Source organism: Micromonospora sp., assembly GCF_048594385.1.
Taxonomy (GTDB): Bacteria; Actinomycetota; Actinomycetes; order Mycobacteriales; family Micromonosporaceae; genus Micromonospora; species Micromonospora wenchangensis.
Map to the genome: position 1 here is coordinate 1 of NZ_JBMDWU010000507.1, position 8157 is coordinate 8157.

4 protein-coding genes are annotated in these 8157 nt (G+C 73.1%); 1 reads left to right on the forward strand and 3 read right to left on the reverse strand.

The genetic code is table 11. The features are described 5' to 3' along the window. Window positions 1-390: 390 nt before the first annotated feature. From treZ to glgX, 3 genes are read right to left on the reverse strand one after another with little or no spacing between them, the layout of a single operon-like run. The gene (treZ, locus tag ACOJTC_RS27165) at window positions 391-2124 is read right to left on the reverse strand and encodes a malto-oligosyltrehalose trehalohydrolase (protein WP_420119014.1); all 1734 of its coding nucleotides are present in this window, start codon (window positions 2122-2124) and stop codon (window positions 391-393) included. Then, entirely contained in the window at window positions 2121-4463 is a 2343-nt protein-coding gene (gene treY, locus ACOJTC_RS27170) for a malto-oligosyltrehalose synthase (protein WP_420119015.1), read from the reverse strand. Before treY ends, treZ begins: the two co-directional genes overlap by 4 nt. Window position 4464: 1 nt before the next feature. Continuing rightward, window positions 4465-6585, reverse strand: a complete 2121-nt coding sequence (glgX, locus tag ACOJTC_RS27175; RefSeq protein ID WP_420119016.1) for a glycogen debranching protein GlgX — start codon at window positions 6583-6585, stop codon at window positions 4465-4467. Between the two features lie 325 nt (window positions 6586-6910). On the opposite strand from glgX, the gene ACOJTC_RS27180 reads away from it, so the two are divergent. Next, window positions 6911-8157: glycosyltransferase family 4 protein (locus tag ACOJTC_RS27180; RefSeq protein WP_420119017.1), on the forward strand; the 1247-nt coding region annotated here is incomplete at its 3' end.

Below are 8157 nucleotides of genomic sequence, written 5' to 3' on the forward strand. Positions count from 1 at the left end.
CCGGCGCCACCCCCGGACGACGGGTGGTGACCCGCGGCGCCCGGCGGGTCACCCTTTAACCGCGGTGACCCGCTGGGTGGCCGGGCCGGCCGGACCGGCCGGCCCACCCCCGCGGGCAGCCCTTGAGGTCGGGCCCGGCGAGGGCGTGTGCACGCTCGGGCTTATGACACACAGGCATAAATATGACGGACAGGCATACCTCTACCGCCTGCATCACGGTCCGCCGCGCCCGCGACCCGGCGTGACGACCCGTCGCGGGACAGGCACCGTCGCGATCCCGACGCCGCCGCATCGGGCCACTGCAGGGGCCGGCCCGGGCACCGGAAACCGGTACCAGGCCGAACACCGCGCGCGCCCGACCCAGGGCCGGGCCGCGAAGCGCCGCCGTGGTCAGAGTGCCACGATCGCCGCCGTCTCCGCCGGCAACTCCACCCGGTCGCGCATCACGGTGACGCCCTCCCCGGTGGTGAGCAGCACCCGACGGGCCACCCCGGGCAGGGTGACCCGCTGCGGCCGGCCGGCGAGGTTCGCCACCACCAGGCACCCGCCCCGGCGTACCACCAGGAACTGGTCGCCGTGGCGTACCTCCATCCGGTGCAGGCGGGGGTCGGACAGGTCGGCCCGGCTCTTGCGCAGCGCGATCAGCCGCCGGTAGAACTCGTACATCTCGCGGTGTTCGGGTTTGTCCAGCTCGGCCCAGTCGAGCCGGGAGCGTAGGAAGGTCTGCGGGTCCTGCGGGTCGGGCACCTCGCCGGGCGGCCAGCCGTGCGCGGCGAACTCCCGCCGCCGGCCGGTGGCCACCGCCGCCGCCAGCTCCGGCTCCGGGTGACTGGTGAAGAACTGCCACGGGGTGCTGGCCGCCCACTCCTCTCCCATGAACAGCATCGGGGTGAACGGCGCGGTCAGCAGCAGCATCGCCCCGACCCGCAGCAGCGCGGGCGACAACCCGGCGGAGATCCGGTCGCCGGTGGCGCGGTTGCCGACCTGGTCGTGGTTCTGCAGGTACGCCACGAACCGGTGCCCGGGGACGGTGTGCCGGTCCACCGGGCGGCCGTGGGTGCGGTTACGGAAGCTGGACCAGGTGCCGGCGTGGAAGAACGCCCCGGTCAGCACGTCGGTCAGGCACTCCAGCGAGCCGAAGTCGCCGTAGTAGCCCTGCCGTTCCCCGGTGAGCAGGGTGTGCAGGGCGTGGTGGGCGTCGTCGTTCCACTGCGCGTGCAGGCCGTAACCGCCGGCCTCCCGGGCGGGGATCAGCCGGGGGTCTTTGCGGTCGGACTCGGCGATCAGCGACAGCGGCCGGCCCAGGTGGGTGGCGAGCGACTCCACCTCGACCGCCACCTGTTCCAGCACGTGGGTGGCCCGGGAGTCGGGCATCGCGTGCACGGCGTCGAGCCGCAGGCCGTCGACGTGGTAGTCGCGCAGCCACATCAGCACCGAGTCGATGATGTAGCGACGTACCCCGTCGGAGTGCGGGCCGTCCAGGTTGACCGTGCGACCCCACGGGTTGCTCTGCTCGCTCAGATAGGGCGCGAAGCTCGGCGCGTAGGCCCCGGAGGGCCCGAAATGGTTGTAGACGACGTCGAGGATCACCCCCAGCCCTTTGGCGTGGGCGGCGTCCACCAGCCGTTTCAGCCCGTCCGGCCCGCCGTAGGGTTCGTGCGGGGCGAACCAGCAGACCCCGTCGTAGCCCCAGTTGTGCTCGCCGTTGAACGCGTTGACCGGGAGCAGCTCGATCAGGTCGACGCCGAGGTCGACCAGGTGGTCGAGGCGGTCGATCGCCGCGTCGAAGGTGCCCTCCGGGGTGAACGTGCCGACGTGCAGCTCGTAGAGGATGCTGCCGGGCAGCTGCCGGCCCGTCCAGCCCTGGTCGGTCCAGGCGAAGGCGGCGTGGTCGTAGCGCCGGCTCGGCCCGTGCACCCCGGCGGGCTGCCACGCCGAGCGCGGGTCGGGCAGCGGGGTGTCCTCGTCGTCGAGCAGGAACGCGTAGTCGGTGCCGGGGCCGGCGTCGGGCACCTCGACCCGCCACCAGCCGTCCGGCCCGGTCCGCATGTCGTGGTCGGCGACGCCGGGCAGGCGCAGCCGGAGCCGGGCGACGTCGGGCGCCCAGACGGTGAACTCGGTCATGCGGCAGCCTCCACGGGGTCGGTGGGAGCCAGCAGGGCGGTGGGCGCGAGCAGAGCCACCGGATAGGTGTTCAGCAGATCATGAAGGAGCAGCTCAGACCCACTGTAGACCTGTCCGGTGAACACGTCGGTAACACTGTTGCCGGGCATCGACAGGTGGGTGTCGCGCCAGCCGCCGTCGCGGGCCAGCCCCACCGGAAGCCGGGTGGCCACCGCGATCACACCACCCCGGTCGAAGGCGACCACGTGCGCGGCGGCGGGCCCGTGCGCGGCCACCGGCCGGTAGCCGGCGAACAGCTCCGGGTGGTCGCGGCGCAGCCGCAGCGTGCGGGAGACCACCAGCAGCTTGGCCGCGCCGTCGGCGGCCACCGCCGGCTGCCAGCCGGCGTCGAGCCGGGCCAGCAGCTCCCGGCGTACGGCGAAGTCGACCGGGCGGCGGTTGTCCGGGTCGACCAGCGAGTTCTCCCACAGTTCGGTGCCCTGGTAGGTGTCGGGCACCCCGGGCATGGCGAGCTGCACCAGCTTCTGCCCGAGCGCGTTGGACCAGCCGGCGGGGGTGATCCGATCGGCGAACCCGGTGATCTCGGCGTGCAGTTGCGGGTCGTCGTACATCCGGTCGACCAGGGCGTGCAGGTCGCGTTCGAAGGTCGGGTCGGGGTCGGCCCAGCTCGTCGCGACCGACGCCTCCCGGGCCGCCTTCTCCACGTACGCGTGCAGCCGCTCCCGGTCGATCGGCCAGGCGCCCACGGCCGTCTGCCACACCAGGTGGGCGAAGGCCGGGTCGGACAGCGGCGCACGGGCCGTCCAGTCGCCGACCTGCTCCGCCCACCGGGCCGGCAGCTCGGCGAGCACGGCGAGCCGGGCCCGGACGTCCTCACCGCGCTTGGTGTCGTGGGTCGACAGCGTGGTCATGCTGGCCGGCCAACGGACCTGCCGGGCGGCGGCGAACCGGTGGAACTCCGCCGGCGGCACCCCGAAGTGGGCGGGTGAGCCGCCGACCTCGTTCAGCGCGACGAACCGGCTCCACCGGTAGTAGGCGGTGTCCTCCACCCCCTTGGCCATCACCGCGCCGGTGAGCTGCGGGAATCGGGCGGCCAGCTCGTGCTCGGGGCGACGCAGCAGCGCGGTCACCGCGTCGAGGGTGGCGGTGAGGTCGGGCCGGCGGCGGCCCGCCTCGGCGCGGGCGGCGGCCAGGTGCCGGGCCCCGTGCGGCGGGTAACCCCGGTAGACCGGGAAGCAGGCGGCCAGCTCCGCCAGGGCCGCCCGGGTGGCGTCCCGGTCGAGTTCGGGGGCGAGGGCGGCGAGCCGGCCCAGCTCGGCGGCGAGCAGCCGGGTGGCGGCCGCCAGCTTGGTGGCGTGGGTGAGGTCCTGCCACGAGGTGTGCCGGCCGGTGAGCCGGGCGTCGAGGGCGGTGAAGTCGCCCTCGGCCCGCCCGTCGACGAACAGCCCGCAGACCGCGGCCAGGGCGTCGTAGCCGGTGGTGCCGTCGACCGGCCAGTCCGGCAGCTCCTCGCCGTACTCCAGGATCTTCTCCACCACCAGCCAGGCATCCGGGGCGGCGGCGCGCAACCGGGCCAGGTAGCCGGCCGGGTCGCGCAGGCCGTCGGGGTGGTCGACCCGGATGCCGTCGACCTCACCGGCGGCCACCCAGCGCAGCACCTCGGCGTGGGTGGCGTCGAAGACCGCCGGGTCCTCCACCCGCAGCCCGGCCAGGTCGGACACGGCGAAGAACCGGCGGTACGTCAGCTCGGTGTCGCCGCGCCGCCAGGAGACCAGCTCGTAGTGCTGCCGGTCGTGCACCTCGCGGGGGCTGCCGTCGGCGGTGCCGTCGGCGACCGGGAACCGGTGCTCGTGGTAGCGCAGCTCCCCGTCGACCAGCTTGAGGTCGTCGACGGCGTCGGGGGTGTCGGCGAGCACCGGCAGCAGCAGCCGGCCCCGCTCCCAGTCGATGTCGAACCAGTCGGCGTACGCCGACGCCCGGCCCCGGCGCAGCACGTCCCACCAGGCCGGGTTCGCCGCCGGTTGGGCGACCCCGGCGTGGTTGGGCACGATGTCGACGACCAGGCCCAGCCCGGCCGCCCGCAACGCCCGGACCAGCCGCTGCCGGCCGGCCTCCCCGCCCAGTTCCGGGTTGGCCGCGCGGTGGTCGACCACGTCGTAGCCGTGCGCGGAGCCGGGGGCGGCGGTGAGCAGCGGCGCGGTGTAGAGGTGGGTGACGCCCAGGTCGGCGAGCCAGTCGGCCAGCCCGGCGGTGGTGTCGAGGTCGAACCCGGGTCGGACCTGGACGCGGTAGGTCGACCCGATCGTCGTCGTCGAGTCGGGTCGGGGCTGTGCGGGCATGTCAGACCATCCTCTCCAGGACCACCAGGGAGCGGTCCGGCACGCAGACCGCGCCGCCCGCCTCGACCACCGTCGGCTTCTCCGGTTGCGGTTCCGCGGTGCTGATCACCAGCTCCCAACGTTGGCCGAACTCCTCGCCGGGCAGGGTGAAGTCCAGCGGCGCGTCGTGGGCGTTGAAGCAGAGCAGGAACGAGGAGTCGCGGTGCCGCTGACCGTACTGGCCGCGTTCGGGGATGCCGTCGCCGTTGACGAACAGGGCCACCGAGCGGCCGAAGTCGTTGCCCCAGTCCTCGCCGGTCATCTCCCGGCCGTCGGGGGTGTACCAGGCCAGGTCCGGCAGCCCCGCCTCGGCGGTGCGGCCCCCCACCGCCAGGCCGGTGAAGAACCGGCGGCGGCGGAACACCTGGTGCCGGTTGCGGAAGTCGGTGAGCCGTCGGACGAAGTCGAGCAGCTCGTCGTCGGCGTGCTCCCAGTCCACCCAGGCCAGCTCGCTGTCCTGGCAGTAGGCGTTGTTGTTGCCGCGTTGGGTGCGGCCCAGCTCGTCGCCGTGGCCAAGCATCGGCACGCCCTGGGAGAGCATCAGGGTGGCCAGGAAGTTGCGTCGTTGCCGGGCCCGCAGCGCGGTGACGCCGGGGTCGTCGGTCTCCCCCTCGACGCCGCAGTTCCACGACCGGTTGTGGCCCTCACCGTCGCGGTTCTCCTCCCCGTTGGCCTCGTTGTGCTTGTCGTTGTACGAGACCAGGTCGTTGAGGGTGAACCCGTCGTGGCAGGTGACGAAGTTGATGCTGTGGAAGGGGCGGCGGCCGTCGTCCTGGTAGAGGTCGGCCGAGCCGGAGATGCGGGAGGCGAACTCGGCCAGGGTGGCCGGCTCGCCGCGCCAGAAGTCCCGCACCGTGTCGCGGTACTTGCCGTTCCACTCCGTCCACAGGGGCGGGAAGTTGCCGACCTGGTAGCCGCCGGGGCCGACGTCCCACGGCTCGGCGATCAGCTTGACCTGGCTGACCACCGGGTCCTGCTGCACCACCTCGAAGAAGGTGGACAGCCGGTCGACCTCGTAGAACTCGCGGGCCAGGGTGGCGGCGAGGTCGAACCGGAAGCCGTCGACGTGCATCTCGGTCACCCAGTAGCGCAGCGAATCCATGATCAGCTGAAGGGAGTGCGGACTGCGGACGTTGAGGCTGTTGCCGGTGCCGGTGTAGTCGACGAAGTAGCGTCTGTCCTCTTCGGACAACCGGTAGTAGCTGGGGGCGTCGACGCCCTTGAAGCTCAGCGTGGGGCCCAGGTGGTTGCCCTCGGCGGTGTGGTTGTAGACCACGTCGAGGATGACCTCGATCCCGGCGGCGTGCAGCGCCTTGACCATGCCCCGGAACTCCTGCACCTGCTGGCCCAGGCGACCCAGCGCCGAGTAGCCGTGGTGCGGGGCGAAGAAACCGATGCTGTTGTAACCCCAGTAGTTGCGCAGGCCCAGGTCGGCCAGCCGGTGGTCGTGCACGAACTCGTGCACCGGCATCAGCTCGATCGCGGTCACCCCGAGCTGCCGGAAGTAGTCGATCATCACCGGGGAGGCGATCGCCGCGTAGGTGCCGCGCAGCTCCTCCGGGATGCCGGGGTGGCGCATGGTCAGCCCGCGCACGTGCGCCTCGTAGATCACCGAGTGGTGGTACGGGGTGCGCGGCGGCCGGTCGTTACCCCAGTCGAAGTACGGGTTCACCACCACCGACTTGGGCATGAACGGGGCCGAGTCGGTCTGCGACATCCGGTCCGGGTCGCCGCCCAGCTCGTAGTCGTAGACCGCCGGGTCCCAGCTGACCTCCCCGTCGACCGCCTTGGCGTACGGGTCGAGCAGCAGCTTGTGCGGGTTGCAGCGCAGTCCCTCGGCCGGGTTCCACGGCCCGTGCACCCGGAAGCCGTAGCGCTGACCGGGCTCGACGCCGGGGATGTAGGCGTGCCAGACGTAGGCGTCGACCTCGCGCAGCTCCACCCGCCGCTCGGTGCCGATGTCCCACTCGTCGAAGAGGCACAACTCGATCTTCTCGGCGACCTCCGAGAAGATCGCGAAGTTGGTGCCCATCCCGTCATAGGTGGCGCCCAGGGGGTAACGCTCACCCGGCCAGACCTGCATGTCGCTCCTTAGGCCCATGATCATGAGCACACCGGCCGGGTCGGGAGACCGCCGGTGCGCACGCCGCTAATGCCCCGCGGCCGGTCCGGCCAACCCACCCGTTCGGACGACGTCCGACATCCGCCCGTCCGAGGGGTCACGCACCGTCGGGTGTCGTCCGTCACGATAGGCCCTTTCGAGATGCGCCGGGCCGCCCGATGCCCTTTGCTAGACGCGACGCGCCCACGCGGGCACGTCACCACTCGGCCCTCGGCCACCCCACCACCGCCCCCCTCCCGCCGTCACCGCTGCCGGCGTGATCGCGTGCGCATGGACGGAGATTGATGTGACCACCCTGCGGGTCAGCGACCAGCTCGCGACCGCTGTGGACCGGACCTGCCGGCCCACCCCCACCTTCCGGCCCACGGTCCCCCAGCAGGGCGGCGGCTCCGGCGTGCCCCCGCGCACCCGGCGCATCCTGATGCTGTCCTGGGAGTATCCGCCGGTGCTGGTGGGCGGGCTCGGCCGGCACGTGCACGCCCTGTCGGTGGCGCTGGCCGCCGCCGGGCACGAGGTCACCGTGGTCACCCGGCACACCGACGGCGCACCGCTGGAGGAGTACGCCGACGGCGTGCGGATCGTCCGGGCGGCCGAGGACCCGGTGACCTTCCCGCTGGCCACCGACTCGCTGCTGGCCTGGACGATGGCGTTCAACCACACCCTGACCCGGGCCGCACTGCGGGCCACCGAGTCCGGCGCGTACGACGTGATCCACGCCCACGACTGGCTCGTCGCGCACACCGCCATGACGCTGCGCGCCCACCTGGACGTGCCGCTGGTCAGCACCATCCACGCCACCGAGGCCGGCCGGCACCAGGGCTGGCTGCCGGGCGAGATGAACCGCACCATCCACGGGGTGGAGCAGTGGCTGGCCGCCGAGTCCGGCCGGGTGATCGTCTGCTCCGGGTACATGCGCGACGAGGTCAACGCGCTGTTCGACGTGCCGATCGGCCGGGTCGACGTGGTGCCCAACGGGGTCGAGCCGCACCGGTGGAAGGTGCCGGCCTCGGCGGTCACCTCGGCCCGCGCCCGGTTCGCCGGGGACGGCCCGCTGGTCACCTTCGCCGGCCGGCTGGTCTACGAGAAGGGCGTCCAGCACCTGCTCGCCGGCCTGCCCCGGCTGCGCGAGCGGCACCCCGGACTGCGCGCCGTGATCGTCGGCGACGGGCCGTACAAGGCCCAACTGGAGGCCGAGGTGCACCGGCTCGGGCTGGGCGACACGGTCGCCATGCCCGGCTTCCTCGGCGGCACCGACCTGCCGGCCGTGATGGCCGCCTCGGACTGCTTCGCGGTGCCCAGCATCTACGAGCCGTTCGGGATGGTCGCCCTGGAGGGGGCGGCGGCCGGCGCGCCGCTCGCGGTCGCCGAGACCGGCGGGCTGGCCGAGATCGTCGAGCCGGGGGTGACCGGGGTGACCTTCGCCCCGGAGGACCCGGCCGACCTCACCGAGGCCGTGCACGCGGTGCTGTCCGACCGGGAGCGTGCCCGGGTGCTCGCCCGTCGGGCCCGCGCCATGGTCCACGAGCAGTACGG

Coding starts and splice junctions, on each gene's coding strand:
- treZ (WP_420119014.1), bottom strand. CDS start 2,124: ATGACCGAGTTCACCGTCTGGGCGCCCGACGTCGCCCGGCTCCGGCTG.
- treY (WP_420119015.1), bottom strand. CDS start 4,463: ATGCCCGCACAGCCCCGACCCGACTCGACGACGACGATCGGGTCGACC.
- glgX (WP_420119016.1), bottom strand. CDS start 6,585: ATGCAGGTCTGGCCGGGTGAGCGTTACCCCCTGGGCGCCACCTATGAC.